The 22,887-nt window shown below is 64.1% G+C and carries 25 protein-coding genes; 12 read left to right on the forward strand and 13 right to left on the reverse strand.

The window, feature by feature from the left end:
- Positions 1-14: 14 nt before the first annotated feature.
- Positions 15-224 carry a DUF2061 domain-containing protein gene (locus FJ425_RS28900; protein WP_140541439.1) on the reverse strand — a complete coding sequence of 70 codons (210 nt, stop codon included), beginning with the start codon at positions 222-224 and terminating at the stop codon, positions 15-17.
- A gap of 95 nt (positions 225-319) precedes the next feature.
- Complete coding sequence (locus FJ425_RS28905; RefSeq protein ID WP_140727618.1) at positions 320-1,984, reverse strand: Na/Pi cotransporter family protein; 1,665 nt, start codon at positions 1,982-1,984, stop codon at positions 320-322.
- A gap of 352 nt (positions 1,985-2,336) precedes the next feature.
- On the opposite strand from FJ425_RS28905, the gene FJ425_RS28910 reads away from it, so the two are divergent.
- From FJ425_RS28910 to FJ425_RS28935, 6 genes are all read left to right on the forward strand, one after another.
- Complete coding sequence (locus tag FJ425_RS28910; RefSeq protein ID WP_140727619.1) at positions 2,337-2,699, forward strand: RcnB family protein; 363 nt, start codon at positions 2,337-2,339, stop codon at positions 2,697-2,699.
- Positions 2,700-2,833: 134 nt separating this feature from the next.
- Positions 2,834-4,774 (forward strand): DNA primase, encoded by a 1,941-nt coding sequence (gene dnaG, locus FJ425_RS28915; RefSeq protein ID WP_140630009.1) that lies wholly within the window; start codon positions 2,834-2,836, stop codon positions 4,772-4,774.
- 427 nt (positions 4,775-5,201) lie between these two features.
- The gene (gene rpoD / locus FJ425_RS28920; RefSeq protein WP_140727621.1) at positions 5,202-7,229 is read left to right on the forward strand and encodes an RNA polymerase sigma factor RpoD; all 2,028 of its coding nucleotides are present in this window, start codon (positions 5,202-5,204) and stop codon (positions 7,227-7,229) included.
- 208 nt (positions 7,230-7,437) lie between these two features.
- Positions 7,438-7,731, forward strand: coding sequence for a GYD domain-containing protein (locus FJ425_RS28925; protein WP_095766734.1), 294 nt, complete (start codon positions 7,438-7,440; stop codon positions 7,729-7,731).
- A gap of 62 nt (positions 7,732-7,793) precedes the next feature.
- The gene (locus FJ425_RS28930) at positions 7,794-8,174 is read left to right on the forward strand and encodes a DCC1-like thiol-disulfide oxidoreductase family protein (RefSeq protein ID WP_246678055.1); all 381 of its coding nucleotides are present in this window, start codon (positions 7,794-7,796) and stop codon (positions 8,172-8,174) included.
- Positions 8,175-8,308: 134 nt separating this feature from the next.
- Positions 8,309-8,965: a PadR family transcriptional regulator gene (locus tag FJ425_RS28935; protein WP_140699150.1), complete on the forward strand. Its 657-nt coding sequence runs from the start codon at positions 8,309-8,311 to the stop codon at positions 8,963-8,965.
- A gap of 80 nt (positions 8,966-9,045) precedes the next feature.
- Here FJ425_RS28935 and FJ425_RS28940 read toward each other — a convergent pair whose 3' ends face one another.
- On the reverse strand, positions 9,046-9,306 hold the full coding sequence (locus FJ425_RS28940) for a YiaA/YiaB family inner membrane protein (protein ID WP_095766630.1): 261 nt from the start codon (positions 9,304-9,306) through the stop codon (positions 9,046-9,048).
- Between the two features lie 43 nt (positions 9,307-9,349).
- Positions 9,350-10,027: a PspA/IM30 family protein gene (locus FJ425_RS28945; protein ID WP_140727623.1), complete on the reverse strand. Its 678-nt coding sequence runs from the start codon at positions 10,025-10,027 to the stop codon at positions 9,350-9,352.
- A 178-nt stretch (positions 10,028-10,205) separates the two neighbouring features.
- On the opposite strand from FJ425_RS28945, the gene FJ425_RS28950 reads away from it, so the two are divergent.
- Both FJ425_RS28950 and FJ425_RS28955 read left to right on the forward strand, forming a co-directional pair.
- On the forward strand, positions 10,206-10,847 hold the full coding sequence (locus FJ425_RS28950) for a TetR/AcrR family transcriptional regulator (protein WP_140727624.1): 642 nt from the start codon (positions 10,206-10,208) through the stop codon (positions 10,845-10,847).
- Between the two features lie 48 nt (positions 10,848-10,895).
- Positions 10,896-11,189 (forward strand): HlyU family transcriptional regulator, encoded by a 294-nt coding sequence (locus FJ425_RS28955; RefSeq protein WP_140541431.1) that lies wholly within the window; start codon positions 10,896-10,898, stop codon positions 11,187-11,189.
- On the opposite strand, the gene FJ425_RS28960 is transcribed toward FJ425_RS28955, so the two are convergent.
- The 5 genes from FJ425_RS28960 to FJ425_RS28980 form a co-directional block, all read right to left on the reverse strand.
- Entirely contained in the window at positions 11,190-13,763 is a 2,574-nt protein-coding gene (locus FJ425_RS28960; protein WP_140727626.1) for a polynucleotide kinase-phosphatase, read from the reverse strand.
- Complete coding sequence (locus FJ425_RS28965; protein WP_140727628.1) at positions 13,760-15,142, reverse strand: 3' terminal RNA ribose 2'-O-methyltransferase Hen1; 1,383 nt, start codon at positions 15,140-15,142, stop codon at positions 13,760-13,762. Before FJ425_RS28965 ends, FJ425_RS28960 begins: the two co-directional genes overlap by 4 nt.
- Positions 15,143-15,299: 157 nt before the next feature.
- Positions 15,300-16,232 (reverse strand): 3-keto-5-aminohexanoate cleavage protein, encoded by a 933-nt coding sequence (locus FJ425_RS28970; RefSeq protein ID WP_140727630.1) that lies wholly within the window; start codon positions 16,230-16,232, stop codon positions 15,300-15,302.
- A gap of 32 nt (positions 16,233-16,264) precedes the next feature.
- Entirely contained in the window at positions 16,265-16,570 is a 306-nt protein-coding gene (locus tag FJ425_RS28975; RefSeq protein WP_246678056.1) for a hypothetical protein, read from the reverse strand.
- A 92-nt stretch (positions 16,571-16,662) separates the two neighbouring features.
- Positions 16,663-17,301: an FMN-dependent NADH-azoreductase gene (locus FJ425_RS28980; protein WP_140727631.1), complete on the reverse strand. Its 639-nt coding sequence runs from the start codon at positions 17,299-17,301 to the stop codon at positions 16,663-16,665.
- 116 nt (positions 17,302-17,417) lie between these two features.
- Between FJ425_RS28980 and FJ425_RS28985 the strand changes: the two genes are divergently transcribed.
- Entirely contained in the window at positions 17,418-18,365 is a 948-nt protein-coding gene (locus FJ425_RS28985; RefSeq protein WP_140541426.1) for a LysR family transcriptional regulator, read from the forward strand.
- Here FJ425_RS28985 and FJ425_RS28990 read toward each other — a convergent pair.
- A complete protein-coding gene (locus FJ425_RS28990; RefSeq protein ID WP_140727633.1) occupies positions 18,307-18,933 on the reverse strand; it encodes a TetR/AcrR family transcriptional regulator in 627 nt (208 codons plus the stop codon). The two genes, FJ425_RS28985 and FJ425_RS28990, sit on opposite strands and share 59 nt — an antisense overlap.
- Positions 18,934-18,999: 66 nt before the next feature.
- Between FJ425_RS28990 and FJ425_RS28995 the strand changes: the two genes are divergently transcribed.
- Positions 19,000-19,425, forward strand: coding sequence for a VOC family protein (locus FJ425_RS28995; RefSeq protein ID WP_140727635.1), 426 nt, complete (start codon positions 19,000-19,002; stop codon positions 19,423-19,425).
- 15 nt (positions 19,426-19,440) lie between these two features.
- Here FJ425_RS28995 and FJ425_RS29000 read toward each other — a convergent pair whose 3' ends face one another.
- Positions 19,441-20,388 carry a trypsin-like peptidase domain-containing protein gene (locus FJ425_RS29000; protein WP_140727636.1) on the reverse strand — a complete coding sequence of 316 codons (948 nt, stop codon included), beginning with the start codon at positions 20,386-20,388 and terminating at the stop codon, positions 19,441-19,443.
- A 217-nt stretch (positions 20,389-20,605) separates the two neighbouring features.
- On the opposite strand from FJ425_RS29000, the gene FJ425_RS29005 reads away from it, so the two are divergent.
- Together FJ425_RS29005 and FJ425_RS29010 are read left to right on the forward strand one after the other, a co-directional pair.
- The gene (locus tag FJ425_RS29005) at positions 20,606-21,481 is read left to right on the forward strand and encodes a S1C family serine protease (RefSeq protein ID WP_140727638.1); all 876 of its coding nucleotides are present in this window, start codon (positions 20,606-20,608) and stop codon (positions 21,479-21,481) included.
- 8 nt (positions 21,482-21,489) lie between these two features.
- Entirely contained in the window at positions 21,490-22,152 is a 663-nt protein-coding gene (locus FJ425_RS29010) for a helix-turn-helix transcriptional regulator (protein WP_140727640.1), read from the forward strand.
- A gap of 4 nt (positions 22,153-22,156) precedes the next feature.
- On the opposite strand, the gene FJ425_RS29015 is transcribed toward FJ425_RS29010, so the two are convergent.
- Both FJ425_RS29015 and FJ425_RS29020 read right to left on the reverse strand, forming a co-directional pair.
- Positions 22,157-22,546: a type II toxin-antitoxin system VapC family toxin gene (locus FJ425_RS29015; RefSeq protein ID WP_140727642.1), complete on the reverse strand. Its 390-nt coding sequence runs from the start codon at positions 22,544-22,546 to the stop codon at positions 22,157-22,159.
- On the reverse strand, positions 22,543-22,809 hold the full coding sequence (locus tag FJ425_RS29020; RefSeq protein ID WP_140727643.1) for a type II toxin-antitoxin system VapB family antitoxin: 267 nt from the start codon (positions 22,807-22,809) through the stop codon (positions 22,543-22,545). The genes FJ425_RS29015 and FJ425_RS29020 overlap by 4 nt, the downstream gene beginning before the upstream one ends.
- Positions 22,810-22,887: the final 78 nt, after the last annotated feature.

Consider the following 22,887-nt stretch of genomic DNA (forward strand, 5'->3'; position numbering starts at 1 on the left):
CCTGTCGCTTGCTGCTACGCTGCCTTTTTGCGCCCGTAAGGGATCTTCAGCCAGGCCCGTTCGTGCAGGTAGTAAAGCAGCGACTTGGTGACCACTTCGGTGAGCCCGATCGTGGCGGCGAGCTTGATGCTGCCGGTGACCACCAGGGAGATGATCATCGTGTCGATCGTGCCGGTGACGCGCCAGGAAAGCGCCTTGGCGAAGCTGCGCGAATGCGTGTCCATCGACGGATCGTCCTCCCAACAGGTCCACAGGCGTTCCTTAGCCGACGGAAGCGAGGATGAGCAAAGACTTATTTTTTCGGAAGGTCCCGATCGCCTCAGCTGGCCTTCAGCCGCGAACCGCCGAGCAGGCCGCGCTCCTCGAGCACCGGATAGGCGATCGAGGCGAGCAGCGAGTTGATCTGCTTCAGGTCGCGGATGGTGTCGAGGTGGATCGAGCTCGTCTCGACGCTCTTGGCGGTGCCTTCGCGCAGGCGCTCAAAATGGCTGGCGCTGGTTTCCTTCTCGCGTTCGCGCAAGAGATCCTTTTCGAGCACCAGCTGGCGCGCGGTTTCCGGATCGCGCGAGACCAGCACGTTGAAGGCAAGCCGCGCATTGGCGAGCACCGAGGAATGGAAGGCGCAGAGCTCCTGCCAGCCTTCAGGCGTGAATTCCAGGCCGCGCTCCAGCTTCTTCCTGACATGCACCAGCATGTTGCGCACGATGATGTCGCCGACCTGCTCCAGCTTGACGCAGGCGCCGATCAGCTCCTGGCACCGCAACGCCTCATCCTCGGTCAGCGGGTTCCTGGTGATCTTGGCGAGATAGAGTTTTATCGCCGCGTGCTTCCTGTCGACGCGGTCGTCGAGCGCGGCCAGCGCCTTGATCTTGTCGGTGTCGGCTCTCTCGTAAAGCTCGATGATGCGCTTCAACATGATCTCGACCGTCTCGCAGACCCGCACCACCTCGCGCGTCGCATTGGCCAACGCCTGGCTCGGCGTGTCCAACGCGCTTTCATTGAGCGCCGACAGTTCGACGACATCCAGCGTGGCGGCCGGCTCCGGCACGGCACCGAGCGCAACGATCTTCTCCGAGACGCGGTAGACGAGGCCCGCGAGCGGCAGTCCGGCGAGCAGGATGATCACATTGAACAGGATGTGGGCATTGACGATCTGGTCCGGAACAGTGGCGCCGAGGAAGCCGATGGGCGGCTTCAGCGTCATGAACAGGATCAGCATCACCAGCGAGCCCACGCCGCGCATCAAAAGGTTCCCGATCGGTACGACGCGGACCCCCGGATCGGCGTTGCGGGTAAGCAGGGGCGCGATGATCGAGGAGCCGAGATTGACGCCGAGCACCAGCACGATGCCGAGCTCGGGAGGGATAAAGCCGCGCCCGGCCAGCGTCACCAGGAGCAGCACGGCGGCGATCGAGGAATGGAACAGCCAGGTAACCAGCGCGGCGAGCAGGTAAGCGGTGACATAGTCGCCGGAGAAATAATTGACGATCAGCGGCATCAACTGGCTGTTGCGCAGCGGTTCCGACGCCTGACCGATCATCTCCAGCGACAGGATCAGCAGGCCGACGCCGATCAGGATACGGCCCATCTGCCGCCAATCACGCCGCTCGGTGGCCATGAACATGACCGTGCCGGCGATCAGGCAGAGCGGCACCAGAAGCGTCAGGTCGAAGGTAAGCAGCTTGGCCACCAGCGCCGAACCGATCTCGGCGCCGCGCACTGCCAATTGCCCGGCGGCGCCCGAAACGATGCCGGCGCCGGCGAAGGAGCCGACCAGCAGCGTCACCGCGGTCGAGCTCTGCAGCGCGATCGCCAGCCCGCAGCCGGCCAGCACCGCCATGACCGGATTGCGCATGGTGGCGCGCAGCCGGTGGCGCAGCACGTCGCCATAGGCGCGCTCGACGCCCGTCTTCACCATGCGGGTGGCGAACAGCATCAGCGCCACCGCGCCGGCAAGGTGCAGGAGGACGACGGAGCCGCTCACAGCCAAACTCGCGAGGTGGCATCAGGGGTGCGGAGAGGGGTACGAATCTTAGTCATTTCAACGGGTCGAAATATACCAGATAAAATTAGCCGAATAATAGATTCTTCTGATGCGATGATCGTCTCGGCTCGGCGGCGCATGTCGGAAATGAATGTAGGAAGCATTGGTTGCATGCGCCTGCCGGCAGCGCTTCGCCTCATATCGCCCAACGCTCGGCCGCGTGATCCGAAGCGTTGTTGAAGCGGCTGGTGCAAGCCTCGGAAAACATTACAGAATTGTAATTCTGGCGTTCAGTTTCGGTTCATTCATTGGCGGCTATTCCTCTGCGTATCGACAACAAGGAATACCGACCATGAAGCGTCTCATACTTTGCGCCGTCACCGCCTCGATGCTGGCCGCTACGGCCTTCTCCGGCCAGGCCGCGCCGCTCGCCCAGCCGAGCATGCCGCAGTCGAGCTACATGCAGGTCGACTGGCAGAAGCCCGGCAGGCATATCGACAAGCGCGTCATCGTCAAGAAGAAGGTGGTAAGGCGCAGCCATTGGCGCAGCGGCCAAAGATATTCCAACTGGAAGCGTCACCAGCCGCTCCGCGACTGGAACCGCTACGGCCTGCGCCGCCCTGGTCCCGGCCAGGAGTGGATCCGCGTCGGCAACGACTACGTGCTGGTCAGCATCCTCTCCGGCATCGTCTTCGGCGCGATCGCCGCTCAGTAATCCGCGACAATCGCGAAGTTCGGAAGGCGGCCGCCCGGCTGCCTTCTTTCGTCTGTGAAAAGCGGGTACGACGGGCCGGATGGGGTCGCCGTGCCCGGGCGGCTTGATTATATGGAGGGCAAACGAGTTCCCCGATGCGCTTTCCGCCCGCCTTCCTCGACGAGATACGCGACCGCGTGCCGATTTCGCAGGTCATCGGCACGCGCGTCGCGTGGGACAGGAAGAAGACCAACGCGTCGCGCGGCGACTACTGGGCCTGCTGTCCCTTCCACGGCGAGAAGAGCCCGTCCTTCCATTGCGAGGACAAGAAGGGCCGCTATCACTGCTTCGGCTGCTCGGTTTCGGGCGACCATTTCAAGTTCCTCACCGAGCTAGACGGCATGAGCTTCCCCGAAGCCGTCGAGAAGATCGCCGAGATGGCCGGCGTGCCGATGCCGGTGCGCGACGAACAGGAAGAGCGGCGCGAGAAGGAACGCGCCAGCCTGACCGACGTCATGGAAATGGCGACCGCCTTCTTCCAGGAGCGGCTGCAGAGCGCCGACGGTGCCAAAGCCCGCGCGTATCTGCGCGACCGCGGATTGACGCCGGCGACGCAGCAATCCTTCCGGCTGGGCTATGCGCCCGACAGCCGCAACGCGCTCAAGGAACACCTTGCCGCCAAGGGCGTGCCGAAGGCCGATATCGAGGCCTGCGGCCTGGTGCGGCACGGCGACGACATCCCGGTCTCCTACGACTGGTTCCGCGACCGCATCATGTTTCCAATCCCGGATTCGCGCGGCAAGATCATCGCCTTCGGCGGGCGCGCGCTGGCGCCCGACGCGCTCGCCAAATACATGAATTCGCCGGAGACCGAGCTCTTCCACAAGGGCAACGTGCTCTACAATTTCGCGCGCGCCCGCAAGGCGTTGGCCAAAGGCGGCACGGTGATCGCCGTCGAAGGCTATATGGACGTGATCGCGCTGGCGCAGGCCGGCTTCGAGAACGCCGTGGCGCCGCTCGGCACGGCGCTGACCGAAAACCAGCTCGAGCTTCTGTGGCGCATGGCGCCCGAGCCGGTGCTGTGCTTCGACGGCGACCAGGCCGGGCTGAAGGCGGCATGGCGTGCCGCGGATTTGGCGCTCCCCTCCGTGCAGGCCGGGCGCTCGGCACGTTTTGCGCTGCTGCCGGAAGGCAAGGACCCCGACGACCTGGTCAAGGCCGAGGGACCGGACGCGTTCCGCGTGGTGCTGGCGGAGGCGCGACCGCTTGTCGACCTTCTGTGGATGCGGGAGACCGCCGGCGGTGTCTTCGAGACGCCAGAGCGACGCGCCGAGCTGGGAAAAAGGCTGAGTGAACTCGCCAGCCGTATCCGGGACGAGAGTGTTCGCTACGAATATCAACAGGTGATGCGCGAACGGGTGCGGAGCTTCTTCGGAGCCCAGCGGAATGTTCGGCAAGGCCGTCAGGATTGGAAGCCGGGGCAGAGCAAGACGCCCGTGCCCGGCGGGCAGTTCGCGAAAGGTGGGGCGGCCGGCGGGCGCGCCGCGATCACCGAGAGCCTGGGTCGCTCGGCGCTGGTCAAGCGAGCCGGCGAGGGGATGTCGGTGCGCGAGGCGACGATCATCGTGGCACTGGTCAACCACCCGGCGCTGATCGACGAGAATTTCGCCCATGTCGAATTCCTCGACCTCGCCAATTCGGATTTGCGCAAGCTGCACGCGGCCATTCTCGACGCCATGGCGCATGAAGCGGCCGACGAGCGCGGCGCGGTCATCGCCACCATCGAGCGCGCCGGCTGCGGCGGCATCTGGGAGCGGGCTGTCGAGTTGATTAAGCGCGCGCGGCAATGGCCGGCGCTGGAAACGGCGGCGCTTGACGATGCCCGCGACGCCTTCAACCAGGCGCTCCACTTGCAGCGTAGCGCCCGCACATTACATAGAGAGCTGAAACAGGCGCAGGCGGCGCTCGATGCAGACCCTTCGGACGAAAACTTCCGGCATCTCGTCGAGATTCAAGCGCAATTCAACGATGTGCAGGCAACGGAAGCGCTGATCGAAGGATTCGGCGTCTCGTCGGGCAGGGTTGGCCGCGTTTAGGGCCGAACACCACCCATTGGAAGTGAAGTGGAAATGCGCGGCGCGTCGAATCGACGCCTCTAAGTCGGGTAATTGATTCGCTTTTTTCATGCGAATCATGCCAGAGGCGCTTGACCTTCTGGCAGATTGGCGGAATCAGGACGATTCGAAACGTTAACCGTGCCACGGCATCGACGGGAATTCGAGCGATGTGAGGCACCGGTGGCGACTGGACAGGCAAAGTGCCCGCTCCAGATATCAGGGTTAATCTGGACTTAATGCATGTCGCCCAAAAGTGGAAACCGGTTTGGGACAGAGACATGCACAAAACAAAAGAGATGACACGGTTGCTGGGCCGGTGAAAAGCGTTCCGGCGCGAGCGCGTCCAGCATAACCGGTACGGCAGTTTACGCGGCCTCGATATTCGGCCGCTTGGAGACGACAAAGAATGGCGACAAAGGAAAAGGAAGAGGTCGAGACCGAACGCGAAGGCGCCACCGATGGCCCCCTGCTCGACCTTTCCGACGATGCTGTCAAGAAGATGATCAAGGCCGCGAAGAAACGCGGCTATGTCACGCTCGACGAGCTCAACGCGGTGCTGCCCTCGGAAGAGACGGATCCGGACCGCATCGAAGATATCAATGCGATGCTCAGTGACATGGGCATCAACGTCGTCGAGGACGACGAGGTGGGCGAGGAGACCGAAGCCGAGCCGGCCGCCGACGCCGAGGAAGACGCCAACGAGCTCGCCGAGCAGACCGGCACCGCCGTCGCCGCCACGACCACCAAGAAAGAGCCGACCGATCGCACCGACGACCCGGTGCGCATGTATCTGCGCGAGATGGGCTCGGTCGAGCTTCTGTCGCGCGAGGGCGAAATCGCGATCGCCAAGCGCATCGAGGCCGGCCGCGAGACGATGATTGCGGGGCTGTGCGAAAGCCCGCTGACCTTCCAGGCCATCATCATCTGGCGCGACGAGCTCAACGAATCGAAGATCCTGCTGCGCGAGATCATCGACCTCGAGGCGACCTATGCCGGCCCCGAAGCCAAGCAGGCGCCCGTCGTCGAACGCGTCGAGGAGGCGCCCAAGCCCGAGGAGAAGCCGCGCGGCCGCTCGGCGGCACGCGAGGAAGAAGACGACATCACCAATGTCGGCGGCGACACGCGCGGGCTGGAGGAAGAGGAAGACGACGAGGACGAGGCGAGCCTGTCGCTGGCCGCGATGGAAGCGGAACTGCGCCCGCAGGTGATGGAGACGCTCGACGTCATCGCCGATACCTACAAGAAGCTGCGCAAGCTGCAGGACCAGCAGGTCGAGAACCGCCTGGCTGCGGCCGGCACGCTGTCGCCCAGCCAGGACCGCCGCCTGAAGGAGCTGAAGGACCAGCTGATCAAGGCGGTGAAGTCGCTGTCGCTCAACGCCGCGCGCATCGAGGCGCTGGTCGAGCAGCTCTACGACATCAACAAGCGCCTGGTGCAGAACGAGGGCAAGCTTTTGCGCCTCGCCGAAAGTTATGGCGTGCGCCGCGAGGAGTTCCTGCGGGAGTATCAGGGCTCGGAGCTCGATCCGAACTGGACGCGCTCGATCGCCAACCTGACCTCGCGCGGCTGGAAGGAGTTCACCAAGAACGAGAAGGATTCGATCAAGGAGCTGCGCGCCGAGATCCAGAACCTCGCCACCGAAACGGCGATCTCGATCCTGGAATTCCGCAAGATCGTCAACCAGGTGCAGAAGGGCGAGCGCGAGGCCGCGATCGCCAAGAAGGAAATGGTCGAGGCGAATCTTCGCCTGGTCATCTCCATCGCCAAGAAATACACCAACCGCGGCCTGCAGTTCCTGGATCTCATTCAGGAAGGCAATATCGGCCTGATGAAGGCGGTCGACAAGTTCGAGTACCGTCGCGGCTACAAGTTCTCGACCTACGCCACCTGGTGGATCCGGCAGGCCATCACCCGCTCGATCGCCGACCAGGCGCGCACCATCCGCATTCCGGTGCACATGATCGAGACGATCAACAAGATCGTGCGCACCTCGCGCCAGATGCTGCACGAGATCGGCCGCGAGCCGACGCCGGAGGAACTGGCGGAAAAGCTCGCCATGCCGCTGGAAAAAGTGCGCAAGGTGCTGAAGATCGCCAAGGAGCCGATCTCGCTCGAAACGCCTGTCGGCGACGAGGAGGATTCGCATCTCGGCGATTTCATCGAGGACAAGATGGCGATCCTGCCGATCGACGCGGCGATCCAGGCCAACCTGCGCGAGACGACGACACGCGTGCTTGCCTCGCTGACGCCGCGCGAGGAGCGCGTGCTCAGAATGCGTTTCGGCATCGGCATGAACACCGATCATACGCTGGAAGAAGTCGGCCAGCAGTTCTCGGTAACGCGCGAGCGCATCCGCCAGATCGAGGCCAAGGCGCTGCGCAAGCTCAAGCATCCGAGCAGGTCGCGCAAGCTCAGAAGCTTCCTCGACAGCTGAGCGGGAATACAATCACACGAAATCGAAAGGGCGCCTCGGGCGCCCTTTTTGCTTTTCCGGCTACCTCTCATGCCGCCTTGTCGGGTTTGCCCGACAGGAGGATAATCGGGCGTCGGATGCATTTGTGGGCGACAAGCCGGATGCCCGCCCCGGCGCCGGTCGCAGCGGCCAGGTGCCGCGCTCCGTGGCTCCCGGTGGGAGGTGTGCCATGACAACCTATATCGTGCTTATCAACTGGACCGAGCTCGGCGCCAAGAATGTGCGGGAGTCGCCGAAGCGGCTCGATGCCGCCAAGAAGCTGCTGGGGGAGATGGGCGGTTCGTTCAAGGCATTTTACCTGACCATGGGCGAATGCGACATGGTCGCCATCGTCGAGGCGCCGGACGATGCAGTGCTCGCCCGCTTCGCGCTGATGTTGTCGTCGGGCGGTAATGTCAAAACGCGGACGATGAAGGCGTTTCCGGAATTCGCCTATCGCGAGATCATCAGCTCGCTCGGGTAAAGTGGCTAACGGGGCTCGGCGCGGCTGTTGCGAAGCCGCGCCGCATTCCCGATATTCGCGACATGCCCGAGCCGTTGCTGACAGTCTGGTATAACACACGCTGTCCGGTGTGCGACGCCGGCATCAACCGGCAGAAGCGGCGGCTGGTCGAGGCGGTCAAGGCGGGCCGCGTCGAATTCCGCGACATCAATTTCGAACCTGAGGCGCTCACCGCCTTCGGCGCCTCGCTGGAGGATATCCGCCGGCGCCTGCATGCGACCGACGCCGGCGGGCGGCTGCTGGTCGGCGCCGACGTGGCGATCGCGGTCTGGCGGATCACGCCGGGCGAGGGATGGCTGGCGAGCTTGTTCGGCAACCCCATCGCGCTGCCGTTGACGCGCTTTGCCTATGACCGTTTCGCGGACGTGCTCTATGCCTGGAACCGACGCAAGGGCCGTTGGTAGCGGTCTGGCCCAGCCGTATGAGGAGCATATGCCATCTTGGAACGGCATAAGATACATCTTAAGATATATCTTGACTCAACAAGCGCCGCGTCTTACTTACGATGTATCGTAAGATATAACTCAAGGAGCAATCCATGCACAGACACAACCACTTCGGCGAGCGCATGTTCATGCATATGGCCGGCAAATTTGGTGGCAGAGGGGGCGGCGGCTTCGGCCCGTTCGGCCATGGCGGCAGGGGCGGCGGACGCGGCGGCCCGGGCGACATGTTCCGCGCTGGGCGCATGCTGGCCGACGGCGATCTCAAGCTGATCACGCTGTCGCTGCTGGCCGATGCGCCGCGCCACGGCTACGACATCATCAAGGCTCTGGAAGAGCGCACCAGCGGCATCTACAGCCCGAGCCCGGGCGTGGTCTATCCGACGCTGACCTTCCTGGAGGAGGCGGGCTACGCGGTATCCTCGAGCGAAGGCAACAAGAAGGTGTTTTCGATCACCGAGGCCGGCAAGGCGCATCTGGACGAGAACCGCGAGATGATCGACAGCGTGCTCGACCATCTCGAGCGTTTCGGCCGCAAGATGGCCGCGGCGCGCGAATGGTTCGGCTGGGGCGACGACAAGGACGAGGGGCGCCGCGGCCGTTCGGAAACGCGCGACCGGTTCCGCGCGCTGCGACACCGGCTGCGCGCCGCGCTCGGCGACATCGCCGACGCGCCGGAGGACAAGCAGGCCGAGGCGATCAGCATCCTGGAAGACGCCGCAGAGGCGATCGAGGCCTTGGCTCGTCGCTAAGACATTCTCATAGGGAAACCCCAAAAGCCCGGATCGCTCCGGGCTTTTGTATTCAGTCAGCGATCGGCAAGAGCAGGGGATTATTCCTTGCCGACATATTCGCTGATCAGCTTCTCGTTGCGCGCCTTCTCGATCTTGGCGGTGGTCTCGGCCGCGATCCGCTCGTCGGTGCGGTATTTGACCAGGTTCACCAGGCTGCCGGTGAGCAGCAGCACGCCCATCGCCCAGTAGCCTTTGGTCGAGAGGTCGACCGGCGCCAGCCACAGCGACAGGCCGAGCATGAAATAGGCAGCGCCCACCGAGATGGTGTTAAACAGGATATAGGTCTGATTGCCGTTCATCGTCGTATTCCTTGGATTTGATCTCTCACGGGAAATTGCGGGTTCAGTTCAGGGATTTGAGGCGCGCCAGAACATCCTCAGCACGCACCTTGGTGGCCGGTCCATGGCCTGCTTCGACGAGGCGTTCGCGGATCGCCTCGTGGCGGAGCTCGCCGTCGATCTCGTCGAGGATGCCGGCCTCCTCGAACGGGTCGGAGCTGTCCTTGATGCGGGCCAGCAATTCCTCCGCTTCGTTGATGCTTGCGGTGCGGCCGATCGAGCGGTTGAGGCGCGACTGCGCCTTGCGTTCGGCATCGATCGCCCGGGCGGAGATCATGCCTTGGTTGAGATCGATGATGCGGCGATGCGCCTGTTCCACGGACAGGCGCATCCGCAAGGTCTTCTCGCCGAGGCTCTTGACCGTGGCGCGGCGGACCTCGCGCTCGTTCTCGAGTTCGGCGATTGCGGAAGCGCCGCCTTCGGCAAGCGACTGATTGTTGGCGGAAAGCGCGCTGAGCGTGCGGGTTTCCAGATCGGCGATGCGGCGGTCGAGCTGGTCGAGGCTGGTCTGCTCGGCGCGCTGGCGCACGATCAGCGAGGCGAGCGTCTGCTTGGCGGCGGCAAGGCCGGCCTCTGCGTCGCGGATGCGCTGGGCCAGAAGGTCGATCGCAAAACGATCCTTCAGATTGTCCTCGGCCCGTGCGCTGGCGCCGTCCAGCAATGTCTTGATCAGGCTAAGCATGGTCTTCTTCTCCCTGTTTTCGTGAACGTTGTTCACAAGCTCAACATAGCAGGAAATGAACATTGTTCAAGGGCTATTTTGAACGCTGTTCATGAAGCGCCGCACATGGTAAACGCAGGCAACGGAATGAATCACGGGCTGGGCTTGCCGACTTCGGACATAAGGACAGGAAAGAAGCATGGCGCTGGACAAGGAAGAGATGAGCGAGAAGGTGCTCGCCATTGCCGAGGTGCTGCTCAACGAGGGCGGCGCTGACAATCTGAAGGCACGCACCATCGCCGAGCAGGCCGGCATCTCGGTCGGATCCGTCTATAACCTCTTTGCCGATCTCGACGAGGTGCACCGCGCCGTCAACATGCGGCTGCTCGACCGGCTCGGCGCGACAGGCATCGCGGCGATGGCCGATCTCGAAAGGCAAGGGGTAACCGATGTCCGGCATCGCATCCTGGCGATGGCGGCGGCCTATGTGCGCTTCGTCGAGGCGCATCCCGGCAGCTGGCCGGCGGTGCTTGCCTTCAACCGCCGCCGCGCGACGCGGCCGGGCCCCGATGCCTATGACGCGCTGCTCGACGCGCTCTTCGACATCGTCGCCGGCGTGCTCAAGGCCGGCGATTTCGGCCTCGACGACGACCGCCGCGCGCTTGCGGCGCGGACCTTGTGGTCAAGCGTGCACGGCATCGTGACCAGCGGCTATGTGGCGAATTCGAACAGCAGGCAGGCCGAGGAGATCTGGCATCAGATCGAGCTTCTGGTCGGCGTTTTCGTCAAGGGGCTGGAACACGGCGGCGCATTCGCGCATGCTGAGACAAAGCCTGCGTAACAGGGGCGCCGCGAATCCTTGGTGCCCGCGTGAATGGGAGTTTTGAAAATGTCTTTTCTGAAAAAGCTGTTTGGCGGCGGCGGCGGTGAGGCAACGGAGGCCGGCACCGCCAAGCCGGCCAAGCAGGTCGAGCACAAGGGGTTCCTGATCAGCGCGACGCCCTACAAGGCCGAGGGCCAGTACCAGACCTGCGGCGTCGTCTCGAAGGAAGTGGACGGCGTGATGAAGGAGCACCGCTTCATCCGCGCCGACCGCTTCGCCGGATTGGACGACGCCGTCGACATCTCGATCAAGAAGGGCATCCAGTTGGTCGACGAGCAGGGCGAGCGGATGTTCGGCTAATTAGAGCCGCGGATCGATCGGTTCGCTCTCCAGAGCCAGTACAGCGAAGACACATTCGTGGACTCGCCGCAGCGGCTGTCTCGCGACAAACCGCTTCAACGCCTCGTGACCGAGCGCGAACTCACTGAGCGCCAGGTTCCGTTTGCCGCCCAGATGCCGTTCCCGCAGCCGGACAAGGTTATCCGGGGTGTCATATTCGGGGCCGTAGATCATGCGCAGATATTCTCGGCCGCGTACCTTGAGCGCCGGCTGGATGAGGCCCTTCTTGCCGCGGCTAATGAAATCCCGCGGCTTGACCACCATGCCTTCGCCGCCTGAAGCGATCAGCATCTCCCACCAGGCGGCGGCCTCCGTGCAGGCGCCAGCATCGGCCAGATCGACGCTGCGCCATCTGGTGTGCACGACGACGCCTTCCGCGGCGAGGCGATCGGCCAGCGACATATGCCAGATGTGGTCGTGGTCGAACCAGACACGGCCCTCGCTGGCCAGCAGATGGAAAGGTGCCGCCCTGAGATCATCGACGCTCGAAACCGGCCAGACATAGGGCGACCAGGCGCCGGCGTATTTGCCCGCGCGCACGACCCGATCGGCGAACCGTGCGCTCAGATCCATCACGTCGACGCCTCGCGCCTTCGCTCTCTCCAAGGCATCGCGACCGAGCCGCAGACCGGCCGCGGACGATGCCGCCACTGGTTCGTACTGACTTTCGATGAGGCTGCGTGCCTTGGCCGACCAGGGCATGATTTCGGCGTCGAGCAGCAGCCAGTCGGTTTTCAGTTCCTCCCAGAGGCCAGCGGCATCGACGCTTGCGCGAAGCCGAGCGAGCAGGCCTTCCGTCATGGCGTTGTCGCCGAAGAAGGAACGCCCTGTCCGGGTCCATATTGCGCCGGTCTCGCCGCCCGAAACGCCGAAGCGGCTCAGCGCCGCCTGCGCGGTCCGGCACAGTGCGACGATCGCCCGCGAACCCATGTGCTTTTGTTCGCACACGACCTCGGCTACGCCGCGCTCGCGAAAATAGGCAAAAGCCTCTTCCGGGCGTTCAAGCCAGTCGGGGTGTCCGCTAGTCTCGGACGGCGACATCGTCGGCGGCAGGTACACCAGCCACTGGGGCGCTATGGCGAAACGGCTCATGGCCTCTAGGGCGGCCGCCGCATTTTCCTCGGCCACGACGATCCGGCCTTTCAGCTCGGTCTCGATCCAACGGCGGCCGGAAACATCTTCGATATCGAGCACACCATCGGCATCGGCCTGTGCCGATTTCTCCATATTCGATGCACCAAGCGGGCGTATGGGTTTCGACCATGTTCGGATTGCCGGCACCTCAACCAGCTCGCGTTCTGGCCAGCGCAGGGCCGTCAGCTTACCGCCGAACACACAGCCGGTATCGATGCACAGGGTGTTGTTGACCCATTCGGCCATCAGCATCGGCGTATGGCCATAGATTACTGCCGTCTTGCCGCGATAGGCGGCTGCCCAGTCGGCCCGCACCGGCAGGCCGAATTCGTCGATCTCGCCGGTCGTCTCCCCATAGAGTGCGAATTCGCGCACGGCGCCCGAGCCTCGCCCGATCATCTCTTCCTTGAGGCCGGCATGGGCGATCGCAAGCCGACCGCCGTCCAGCCAGACATGACTGCGCAGATTGTCGAGGAAGGCCGGCAGCGCTTCCTTCAGCCCACGATCCTGAGCCTCCAGCTGGTCGATGGTTTGCTGGAGTCCGTGAGCGATCGTGACCTTGCGGCCTTCCAGCCAACGGCTGAGCTTGCGTTCGTGATTGCCTTGGACGCAGTAGGCGGTGCCGGCGGCGACCATGCTCATGGCGATGCGCAGCACATCGGGCGTGTTGGGACCGCGGTCGACGAGATCGCCGACAAAGACAAGCTTGCGGCCATTTGGGGGAGTGACGGCAACGGTTCGCTCGCCGCGATCCTGCGACCAGACGACCTCATACCCGAGTTGACCAAGCAAGGCTTGCAACTCATCGGCGCAACCATGCACGTCGCCGATGATGTCGAACGGGCCGGTATCGTGACGCTTGTCGGTCCAGAGCGGCTGGCGCGAGATTTTGGCGGCCTCAATACTGGCTTCGCTGGTGAGCTTCCAGACCTGGCGAAAGCCCTCCCGCTGCAGGCCGCCAAGGCCCTTGCGGATTTCGCTGGTCATGCGTTGGGGGACGCCCGCGCCGAAAGGGCGATCCGGGCGCGCCGCGTTGCGCGCAACGCAGATGTCGACACCGGGGTCGAGGAGGATGGCGACCGGCAAGGCGTGCCATTTGCGGGCCAGTTCGATCCATGCCTTGCGATCCGCGGGCCTCACATTGGTAGCGTCCACCACAGCCAGCTTGCGATGCTTTAGCCGTTTGCCGATGATGTCGCGCATCAGCTCGAAGGCGTCGGCCGAAACATCCTGATTGGTTTCGTCATCGGAGACGAGTCCACGGCATCGGTCAGACGAGATGATCTCGGTCGGCAGGAAATGCCTGGCGGCGAAAGTCGACTTACCGGACCCGGTCGAGCCGATCAGCACGACCAGTGCGAAATCCGGAATTTCCAAATTGGTGTTGTCGACTTCCCTCATCGCGTGAACACCGCCATCTGTGTAGGCGCGCCCAGCTTGGCATCCTCAGCCCCTATGCCACTGATTTCAGCGGCGTAGCCGTATGTCTCGCCTATTCTAGCCGTCCAGGTTTTGAATTCGGGGCGGCTCCACTCGAAGCGATGATCCGGATGACGGAAAGTGCCTGGGGGCAGACTGCGGAAAAGCGCATTATAATCCGCATTGGGCGTGGTCACGATAATGGTCTTTGGAGCGGTTTCGCCAAAGACAATCCGCTCGACTAAAGGCAGCCTGTCTTGGTCGAGATGTTCGACGACCTCGACCAAGACAGCGACGTCTGCTTCGGCCCAGCGACTGTCCCGGTAAGTCAACGAACCATGCAGCAGCGTGACGCGCCCTTCCGGCGGGCCGCCCGCTTCATTCAGTCTCAGCCGCCTTGCCGCCCATTCGAGCTCGCGGACCGCGGGGTCCAAGCCGAACAGTTTTTGGACCCACCGCTCGCGCATCAGTCGGTCGAGCAGCTTACCTTCACCGCAGCCCAGATCCGCGACAACTTTCCCGCCACTCGCGCGAATGGCTTCGACGACTGCATCCAGGCGCCGGTCGTGCAGCCGGATGGGCGCCTCGAGCGTTTCCTCGGGCGAGCTGCGGGTTTCAACTGGCGTCTCCGCTGCCGCGGTTTCAGGCACCAGTCGCGCCAGGGCCGCGCGGGCCAAAACCGATCGGTTGCGCAAATAGCGGCGCGCGATCAGCTCCTTGGCGGGGTGGTGCTCCAGCCATCCCGCGCCCTTGGACAGCAGCTTGTCGACCTCGTCTTCGCCGACCCAATAATGTTTGGCGTCGTCCATCACCGGGATTAGGACGTAGAGGTGGTTGAGCAGATTGCTCAGCCGGCCGAGGCCGGACAATTTCAGATGGCTGTAACGCGGTCCCACCGAACTGGAGCCGATGGCTTCGATTGGGGTCAGCTCGAGAGTCCAGCCCAGCGGTTCGAACAGCTGCCGCACTATCGCCTCGCCGCCGCGCATCGGCAAGGGCGCCACGACAGCTTCCAGCGGCAGGTCGCTTTCGGCGAGTTGCGGGCGTTCCTTGGAGATGCCGCTCATTGCCGTTCGGAACATCTTGTTGAGCGCCACGGATAGAAAGGAAGACGCCGCGTAAGGCCTGTCGTTCACATATTGATCCAGCAATCCGTCCGCCCGACCCTTGCCCCTCACCAATCCAACGGGGTCGACGTCGAGCAGAAGTGCGGCTTCGCACCGCGCCTCGCTGGCCTCGGGATAGAACAACCATGCCTTGCCGAAAGAGAGGTCGGTCTCATGCAGGCGCTCGGGGTGCTTGTGCAGCAGGAAGCCGAGATCGGTAGCCGGATGATGGGTGGTGGCGATTGAAAGGAACATTGGCGAGCGATAACGCAGCCCGAGGGGATAACCAATGGTGCCACCAAGTTATTTCCACTTCCTTCCGGGAAGTGCAAAGAAACCGGTTGGTACCTGTGAGCAGCAGTATTTCCAAACAAAAAGCCAGGCGGCGAAACTATGGAATTTGGATTAGCGCTCAGAACGCGACCTTGTCGCCGCCCTTGAGCTGGAGGATCTGCCGCGCTTCGTCGGGCGTGGCGATCGAGGCGCCGAGGCCTTCGATGATCTGGCGCACCTTGGTCACCTGTTCGGCACTGGAGCGGGCGAGCCTGCCCTTGCCGATCCATAGCGAATCCTCCAGGCCGACCCGCACATTGCCGCCCAGCGCAATCGCCTGCGTAGCGATCGGTAGTTGGTGGCGGCCGGCGCCCAGCACCGACCAGTGATAGTCGTTGCCGAACAGGCGGTCGGCCGTGCGCTTCATATGGGCGACGTCTTCCGGGTGGGTGCCGATGCCGCCCAGGATGCCGAACACGCTCTGGACGAAGAACGGCGCCTTGACCAGGCCGCGCTCGACGAAATGCGCCAGCGTGTAGAGGTGGCCGATGTCGTAGCACTCGATCTCGAAGCGCGTGTCGTTGTCAGCGCAAGTGCGCAAGATGTGCTCGATGTCGCCGAAGGTGTTGCGGAAGATGCGGTCGCGCGAGGATTCCAGATAGGGCCGCTCCCAGTCATGCTCGAATGTCTTGAAGCGCTCCAGCATCGGGAACAGCGCGAAATTCATCGAGCCCATGTTGAGCGACGCGACTTCGGGCGCGAACACCTTGGCCGGCCTGACGCGCTCCTCCACGCTCATCGTCGCCGCACCCCCGGTGGTGATGTTGACGACGCAGTTGGAGCGCTGCTTGATGACTTGCAGGAACGGGGCGAAGGCCTCGGTCGACTGGTCTGGGCGCCCGTCGACCGGGTTGCGGGCGTGAAGGTGGACGATCGCGGCACCCGCTTCGGCCGCCTCGATCGCGGCTGTCGCGATCTCCTCAGCCGTCACCGGCAAATGCGGCGACATTGACGGCGTATGAATCGAGCCTGTGACTGCGCAGGTGATGATGATGTTGTTCTGGTTCGCCACTTTGATGTCCTGACTTCGTTGTTGGACTGCGCCTATCTGACCGCGCCTTGCGTGATGCCGGAAACGAACTGCTTCGACAACACGATGTAGAGCAAGCTAATCGGCAGCGCCGCCAGTGTCAGCCCGGTGAACAGCACCCCCCAGTCGGTGGTGAATTCGTCGACGAACACGGTCAGCCCTTGCGACAGTGTCTTCAAATTGTCGGAGGTGATCAGGACCAGGGGGAAGAAAGAGTCGTTCCAGCTGTTTGCGCAGGCGGCGGGCGGATCGCTTTCGGCAGAGCAGGATATCGGATCGCGCCCGGCGCCGCGAGGCTGATCCTGCGCGAGGACCGCCATCCAGCCGTGGCGCTGCCGCCGCTGCAGCGGGGCGAAAATGCAAAAAGAGGCGGGCGCTGATCGGCGCCCGCCTTCTTGGTTTCCAGATATAATCAGGCCGCGACTGCAGCCCGATCCGCATTGGCGGCAGCGATCGAGTCGACCTTGGCGGTGGCTTTGGCAAGCGCCGCCGCGACGGCGTCGGCGCCCATGCCGACGCCTTCGACGCGGATGACTTCGACATCGGTCATGCCGAGGAAGCCGAGCACGCTGCGCAGATAGGGAATCGCATGGTCCATCTGAACCGCGGCGCCTTCGGAATAGATGCCGCCGGAAGCGAGCACGATATAGACCTTCTTGCCGTTGACGAGGCCCTTCGGGCCGCCTTCGCCATAGGCAAAGGTCTTGCCGGAGCGGGCGACATGGTCGACCCAGGACTTCAATGTCGAGGAGATATTGAAGTTGATGAAACCTGTCGCGAGGATCACGGTGTCGGCAGCGAAAAGCTCGTCGAGCACGGCGTCGGAAACGCCGACGACCTCGGCCTGGCGCGGCGTGCGCGCTTCGGCCGGCGTGTAGATGCCGGTGGCGTAATCAGGGTCGATATGCGGCAGCGGATTGGCGACAAGATCGCGCACGACAAGCGTGTTGGCCGGATCGGCGGCAGCGAGCTTCCGGGCAAGATCGGTGGCGACGCGGGTCGAGTGCGAAGCGTCGCCGCGCGGGCTGGAGGTGACGAGAAGAATAGACATGGCGGTGTCCCCTTGGGGTTGGATTGAAACTTTCCACGCCAATATGGGATTGCCGCTCCATCTGGATAACTGGTATAATATGCATACAATCAATCAATAAAATGGATGGGATGCGCATGCAGCCGAACCCAACATTGGATCAGCTCCAAATCCTGGTAGCGGTGGCCGATACCGGCAGCTTCTCGGCCGCGGGACGCAAGCTCAACCGGGCGCAGTCGGTGGTGAGCTACGGCGTCGCCAATCTCGAAGCACAGCTCGGCCTGAAACTGTTCGAACGCGAAGGCGTGCGCGAGCCGCAACTGACCGATGTCGGCAAGGCGATGCTCGAGGATGCGCGGCGCATGATCGGCGTGCTGCATCGCATCCGCTCGCGCGCCGACGGCTACCGGCAAGGGCTGGAGGCGGAAGTGACGGTGTCGGTCGACGTGGCGCTGCCTTCACCGGCACTGGTGCGCGTGCTCAAGGCCTTCGAGGCCCAGTTCCCGGCGGTGATGCTGAGGCTTTATATCGGCTCGCTCGGCCTGATCGTCGACCAAGTCCTCAACGGCCAGTCGGATCTCGGCTTCGGCGGCCTGCACGGCGATGCCGACGTCAATCTGCTGCGCATAGGCTTCACTTCGATGGTGCCTGCGGCGGCCCCCGATCACCCATTGGCCAAACTACCGAAGCCGGTTGCCGTCGAGGATCTGCGCGAGCATATCCAGCTCGTCGTCTCCGACCAGTCGGAGCGGACGCGCGGGCGCGACTACGGCGTGTTTGCCTATCGGACCTGGCGATTGACGGACGTGCGCACCAAGCATGCCTTGATGCGCGAAGGTCTCGGCTGGGGCGGTCTGCCGCGCTGGCTGATCGCCGACGATCTTGCCAGCGGCCGGCTGGTCGAGCTCGAACTGGAGCCGTATCGCGAGGTGCGCTCGCCGCTTTATGCCATGCACCGCACCGACCGCAGCCCCAAGCCGGCGGCATCCTGGCTGATCGACGAGTTCAAGCGGCAGCTCGGCTGCTTCAACGAGATGGAGCCGGGCGTTTGGACGGAGGAGGAGCCGGAGACAAGCCGTCCATGAGCGCGATCAGTACCGCGCGGTAATCCTCGCCGGACGCGCCGGCCTCGATGGCTAAAGCGGCCCGATCGAAGGCGGCCGCCAGCAAAGCGGTCAGCGCCTCGACCGGCAATCTGATCATTGCTTGCGCGCGCATCGCGGCGACCAGGCCTTCGCGCAACGAGCGGTTGCCGTGGCGGTTGTCGATCTCGTCCATCGCGGCGCGGCCGAGCACGGCCGGCCCGTCGAGCAGCAGGAGACGCGTGCGGCCGGGCGCTCGCATTGCCTTGAGATAGGCGTCCGAGCCTGCGATCAGCGCGTCACGCGCGGATAGCGAGGGCGGCGAGGCATGGTCGATCTCGCCCGCCACGGCCGCTGCTTCCTGCTCGACGACCGCCGCGAACAGCGCCTGCTTGTCGGCGAAGTGATGATAGAGCGCGCCGCGCGTCACGCCGGCCTCGGCGACGATCTCCGGCGTGCCGGTCTCGGCATAGGAATTTTCCGTAAACAGCTTTCGCGCCGCTCGGATCAGATCGGCGCGCGTCGCCTCGGTGCGGTCGCGATTGGAGCGGCGTTCGGACTCTTGTTGCATACATGCAGCCTGTATGTTATTTGAATTTACATACAGACTGTATGTTGGATGAGAGGAGAAGGAAAGATGAAGACGACAAGCTATTATCCGGTGCTGATGACGGATGATGTCGCAGGCACTGCGGACTTTTATGTCGAGCATTTCCGCTTCGAGCCGCTGTTTGCGAGCGACTGGTATGTGCATCTGCGCTCCAGCGAGGACAGGCGCGTCAATCTTGGCATCGTCCAGGGCGATCATCAGACGATCCCGCAAGAAGGGCGGGGGCGCACGTCGGGCCTGCTGATCAATTTCGAGGTCCGCGATCCCGACGCGGTCTATGAGCGGATTGTCGCCGCTGGCCTGCCGATCCTGCGCAGCTTGCGCGACGAGCCGTTCGGCCAGCGCCATTTCATCACCAGGGACCCCAACGGCGTGCTGATCGACGTCATCAAGCCGATCCCGCCGAGCGAGGAATTCCTGGCGCAATATGCCGAGGGCGTGGCCGGGGGATAGGCCGGCGCGGCGATCTTAGCTCGTCCGCGCCACCGGCGTCACCATAACCTGGGAAACGCCGGTGCGGCGAACGACCGTGCAGAGCGTCTCGCGGCCGATGCGCTCGGCATCGAGCATGCGCACGAGGTCGTCGACGCCGGTGACCGGCCGTCCGTCGATAGCTGCGATGATGTCGCCTTCCTTCAGGCCGGCCTTGGCGGCGGGGCCGTTCTTCTCGACGCTGCGCAGGCGCACCGCCGTGTTCGTGGTCACCTGCGACAGAAGTGCCGCACGGCGCGGCAGGTTGGTCGTGTCGGCGGAAACGCCGATGAAGGCGCGGCGCACGCGGCCGAAGCGGATGATTTCAGAGATGACGAAATTGGCGGTATTGGACGCGACCGCGAAGGCGATGCCCTGCGCGCCATGGATCATGGCGGTGTTGACGCCGATCACCTCGCCTGCCGACGACACCAGCGGTCCGCCGGAATTGCCGGGATTGAGCGCGGCATCGGTCTGGATGACGTCGTCGATCAGCCGGCCGGTCGAGGCGCGCATCGAGCGGCCGAGCGCCGAGACGACGCCGGCGGTAACGGTCCATTCGAAACCGAGCGGATTGCCGATCGCAATCGCGATCTGGCCGCGGCGAAGGCGCTTGGAATCGCCGAGCGGCGCAATGTCGGCGAAGCTGCCGTCGGCGCGCACCAGCGCGATGTCGGTGTCAGGATCGCGGCCAAGCACGTGGCCTTCGCGCGAGGCGCCGTCCGGCATGGTCACCCGCACGGCGCGCGCGTCGCCGACGACGTGGAAATTGGTGACAACCAGCCCGTCCTGCGCGATGACGAAGCCGGAGCCGTGACCGCCGGCGCCGATGCGCTCGATGCGGCACACGGCTGGGCCGATGCGGTCGACGGCGTCGGCGACCGTCGCCGAATAGGTGTCAAGCAGACTGTCGTCAGATGGAACTTTTTCGGCTGCGAAAGCCATCGGCGTGTTCCCGTGTGGAATGATGTTTTCCTTGGCGCGTGTCGTTGCCCCAAAAACCGCGCAGCACTTTTGGGCGACACGCACTATATGTGCGGAGCAGCCGCAACTGCCGCGACCTGACCAGATGGCCAGTCCGGCCAGCGACTAGCCGTCAGGCGAGTACCCGCGGCGCTGTTACCGAGCGATATCTGGGTCACCGAACCCAGGAGACAGTCTTATGAGCGACTTCAACCTCAGTGCCTTTTCCGACGCGATCGCCGATATCGCGGCTTCCGCCGCCCCCGCGCTGGCGAGTTTCGTCACGCACCATCACCGCACCGCGAGCGCCTTCCATTGGCGCGACGGCTATTTCGTCACCGCCGAGGAAGCGGTCGAAGCCGGCGAGGAGACCGAATTGACGCTGGCTTCCGGCGAAACCGTCAAGGCCGAGCTCGTCGGACGCGATCCTTCGACGGGCGTTGCCCTGTTGAAGCCTGCTTCCGGGGCCGCCGGGTTGCCGCAACTGGCTCAGGCCGGCGCTGTGCGGCCCGGCCATATCGCGATTGCGGCCGGCAACAGCGACGGCGCCGCGCTTGCGGTGCTCGGCACGGTCGGCGAGGTCGGGCCGGCCTGGCGCTCGATGCGCGGCGGCACGATCGACCGGCGCATCAATCTTGCCATCAACACCGGCGGGCGCTTCGAGGGCGGGCCGGTGCTCGACGCCAAGGGCGGCGTGATCGGCATGCTCTTGTTCGGTCCGCGCCGGCGGGCGCTGGTGATGCCCTACGAGACGATCGAGCGCGCGGTGGCGACGCTGCGCGAGAAGGGTCATGTCGCGCGCGGCTATCTCGGCGCCGGGCTGCATCCGATCCGCAATGGCGACACGAAAGGCGCCATGGTGATGAGCCTCGACGATAACGGCCCGGCCAAGGCCGCCGGCCTGCATGTCGGCGACATCATCGTCGCGTGGAACGGCGAGGCGGTGCATGGGCCGCGCGAGCTTATCCGCAAGCTTGGACCGGATAGCGCCGGCACAACCGTGGCGCTCGGTATCTCGAGCGGCGGCGCTGAGCGCGACGTCTCGATCACCATCGGCGAGAAGCCGCTGAGCTGAGAGGGTCTATGGCAAACAGCGCAGCACAAGCAGTCGCGAGACCGGCGATCGCGAGACCGGAGCCGGCAATTCACCGGCTGACGGTGTTGGTCGCGCTCGGCGATGTCCAGCGCGCCGAGCAACTTGCCGATGCGCTGGCCGCGAGCGACGATCTGGCGCCGGCCTTGGCTGGAAGCGGCGTCGGCCAAATGGCGGATGTCGCCATCGTCGATGGGGCCGGCCTGGAAAACCGGGTCGTCAGTTCGGCCACCCCAATCGTCCTGCTTTCGCGGCGTGCGGGCAGCGAGCAGGTGGCAAACAATGTGCTGGCCGTGCTGCCTGCCTCCGCGGACGGCCTGCTGATCGCCGCCGCAGCGCGGTTGGCGGCCTCAGGCTACCGCGTCGGCAGGGCGGCGCCGTCGGAGGCCGCGCATGGCGATTTCCACGATGACGAGCCTGTCGAGGAAGAGACGCCTGACGACAACCAGCCTCGCCCGGCTTTGTCGCCGCGCGAGGCGGAGGTGTTGGCTCTGCTGGCCGAAGGCGCGCCGAACAAGGTCATCGCCCGGCGGCTCAACATTTCCGTGCACACGGCGAAGTTCCACGTCGCCGCCATCCTGATCAAGCTCGGCGCCGCCAACCGCACCGACGCCATCGCGATCGCCATGCGGCAGGGGCTGGTGCTGGTTTGATGCCTCAAACAGCGGGTTCGATATCGGTGAGGCGAAAATCGTCGCCCTTGAACAGCAGCGGCATCGCCTCGAGCCGGGCAGTGGCGTAAGCGATGCAGGCGCCAAAGTTCAACGCTGCGGGATGACGACCCTTGCCGTAGCGCAGGAAAGCGTGGAGCGCGACGGCGGCGTGGTCGGCGGTGAAGGCGATCGTCTCGATCGAAGCCGTGCGCAGGAAGGCGTCGAACGGCTCCAGGATTTCATCCTGCCACCCGCCGGCGAGCACCATGCTCGTTTCGAGAAGGGTGGGGGCTGCGATCAATCGCCTTGTGGCATTCGCAATCGCCCGCACGAAACGATCATGATCCGGCTCGGCGCGGAGGATCGCGACCAGGGCCGATGAATCGATGATCATCGCGTCGGGATTCCGAGATCGTCGTAACCGAGGATCTCATCCTCAGTCATCGCATTTTCCCGCTTCGGGATCCGCGCGCCGCTGTCCGAAATCGCCATCAGATGTTGAAAAAGGTCGCTGCTTTCGTCGCGAGGCACAAGCCGCTCGCGTGCAACTTCGCGCTCGAGGGACTGGCGGATCGCCTCCGTCACGGACACGCGACGGCGGCGGGCTAGCTCGCGCGCCAACTGCTCGACTTCCAAATTCTTGATCGATAGAGCCATTATATATTCTACCTGCTTGTCTAGAATACATATCGCTCTGCAAAGCTCGGCAAGACGGCAAGGCTCCGCAGCGTCATC

Source organism: Mesorhizobium sp. B2-7-2, from assembly GCF_006440775.1.
Taxonomy (GTDB): Bacteria; Pseudomonadota; Alphaproteobacteria; order Rhizobiales; family Rhizobiaceae; genus Mesorhizobium.

What these genes read in the sequence shown, in the direction of transcription:
- FJ425_RS28975 (WP_246678056.1), bottom strand. Translation starts at nt 16,570, where the DNA reads ATGGCGGTCCTCGCGCAGGATCAGCCTCGCGGCGCCGGGCGCGATCCG.
- rpoD (WP_140727621.1), top strand. Translation starts at nt 5,202, where the DNA reads ATGGCGACAAAGGAAAAGGAAGAGGTCGAGACCGAACGCGAAGGCGCC.
- FJ425_RS29005 (WP_140727638.1), top strand. Translation starts at nt 20,606, where the DNA reads ATGAGCGACTTCAACCTCAGTGCCTTTTCCGACGCGATCGCCGATATC.
- FJ425_RS28960 (WP_140727626.1), bottom strand. Translation starts at nt 13,763, where the DNA reads ATGAGGGAAGTCGACAACACCAATTTGGAAATTCCGGATTTCGCACTG.
- FJ425_RS29000 (WP_140727636.1), bottom strand. Translation starts at nt 20,388, where the DNA reads ATGGCTTTCGCAGCCGAAAAAGTTCCATCTGACGACAGTCTGCTTGAC.
- FJ425_RS29010 (WP_140727640.1), top strand. Translation starts at nt 21,490, where the DNA reads ATGGCAAACAGCGCAGCACAAGCAGTCGCGAGACCGGCGATCGCGAGA.
- dnaG (WP_140630009.1), top strand. Translation starts at nt 2,834, where the DNA reads ATGCGCTTTCCGCCCGCCTTCCTCGACGAGATACGCGACCGCGTGCCG.
- FJ425_RS29015 (WP_140727642.1), bottom strand. Translation starts at nt 22,546, where the DNA reads ATGATCATCGATTCATCGGCCCTGGTCGCGATCCTCCGCGCCGAGCCG.
- FJ425_RS28965 (WP_140727628.1), bottom strand. Translation starts at nt 15,142, where the DNA reads ATGTTCCTTTCAATCGCCACCACCCATCATCCGGCTACCGATCTCGGC.
- FJ425_RS28930 (WP_246678055.1), top strand. Translation starts at nt 7,794, where the DNA reads ATGCCCGAGCCGTTGCTGACAGTCTGGTATAACACACGCTGTCCGGTG.
- FJ425_RS28900 (WP_140541439.1), bottom strand. Translation starts at nt 224, where the DNA reads ATGGACACGCATTCGCGCAGCTTCGCCAAGGCGCTTTCCTGGCGCGTC.
- FJ425_RS28980 (WP_140727631.1), bottom strand. Translation starts at nt 17,301, where the DNA reads ATGTCTATTCTTCTCGTCACCTCCAGCCCGCGCGGCGACGCTTCGCAC.
- FJ425_RS28945 (WP_140727623.1), bottom strand. Translation starts at nt 10,027, where the DNA reads ATGCTTAGCCTGATCAAGACATTGCTGGACGGCGCCAGCGCACGGGCC.
- FJ425_RS28990 (WP_140727633.1), bottom strand. Translation starts at nt 18,933, where the DNA reads ATGCAACAAGAGTCCGAACGCCGCTCCAATCGCGACCGCACCGAGGCG.
- FJ425_RS29020 (WP_140727643.1), bottom strand. Translation starts at nt 22,809, where the DNA reads ATGGCTCTATCGATCAAGAATTTGGAAGTCGAGCAGTTGGCGCGCGAG.
- FJ425_RS28995 (WP_140727635.1), top strand. Translation starts at nt 19,000, where the DNA reads ATGAAGACGACAAGCTATTATCCGGTGCTGATGACGGATGATGTCGCA.
- FJ425_RS28940 (WP_095766630.1), bottom strand. Translation starts at nt 9,306, where the DNA reads ATGAACGGCAATCAGACCTATATCCTGTTTAACACCATCTCGGTGGGC.
- FJ425_RS28950 (WP_140727624.1), top strand. Translation starts at nt 10,206, where the DNA reads ATGGCGCTGGACAAGGAAGAGATGAGCGAGAAGGTGCTCGCCATTGCC.
- FJ425_RS28925 (WP_095766734.1), top strand. Translation starts at nt 7,438, where the DNA reads ATGACAACCTATATCGTGCTTATCAACTGGACCGAGCTCGGCGCCAAG.
- FJ425_RS28955 (WP_140541431.1), top strand. Translation starts at nt 10,896, where the DNA reads ATGTCTTTTCTGAAAAAGCTGTTTGGCGGCGGCGGCGGTGAGGCAACG.
- FJ425_RS28985 (WP_140541426.1), top strand. Translation starts at nt 17,418, where the DNA reads ATGCAGCCGAACCCAACATTGGATCAGCTCCAAATCCTGGTAGCGGTG.
- FJ425_RS28910 (WP_140727619.1), top strand. Translation starts at nt 2,337, where the DNA reads ATGAAGCGTCTCATACTTTGCGCCGTCACCGCCTCGATGCTGGCCGCT.
- FJ425_RS28935 (WP_140699150.1), top strand. Translation starts at nt 8,309, where the DNA reads ATGCACAGACACAACCACTTCGGCGAGCGCATGTTCATGCATATGGCC.